The 277-nt window shown below is 65.0% G+C and carries 1 protein-coding gene; it reads left to right on the top strand.

Translation table 11 applies throughout. From position 1 onward, the window contains the following. A partial coding sequence (locus tag QSK45_RS38165) for a cellulose binding domain-containing protein (RefSeq protein WP_285563543.1) occupies window positions 1-277 on the top strand: 277 nt, incomplete at both ends.

Here is a 277-nt window from a genome sequence, read left to right as displayed (position 1 = left end):
TACTACTTCACCGGTGACGGCGGCTCGTCCGGTTTCACGACGTCGTGCGACTACGCGGCCGTGGGCTGTTCGAACGTGACGCAGAAGGTGGTGGCCCTGTCCTCGCCGAAGTCGGGCGCGGACCACTACCTGGAGATCAGTTTCACCTCCGGTGCCGGCACGCTCGCCGCGGGTGCGAACACCGGTGACATCCAGAGCCGGGTCAACAAGAGCGACTGGTCGAACTTCAGCGAGAGCGACGACTACAGCTACGCGACCAACACCGCCTACGCCGACG

Source organism: Streptomyces hygroscopicus subsp. hygroscopicus (genome assembly GCF_030269125.1).
In the GTDB taxonomy this organism is placed as follows: Bacteria; Actinomycetota; Actinomycetes; order Streptomycetales; family Streptomycetaceae; genus Streptomyces; species Streptomyces hygroscopicus_C.
This window is presented reverse-complemented; position numbering and strand designations above follow the sequence as displayed.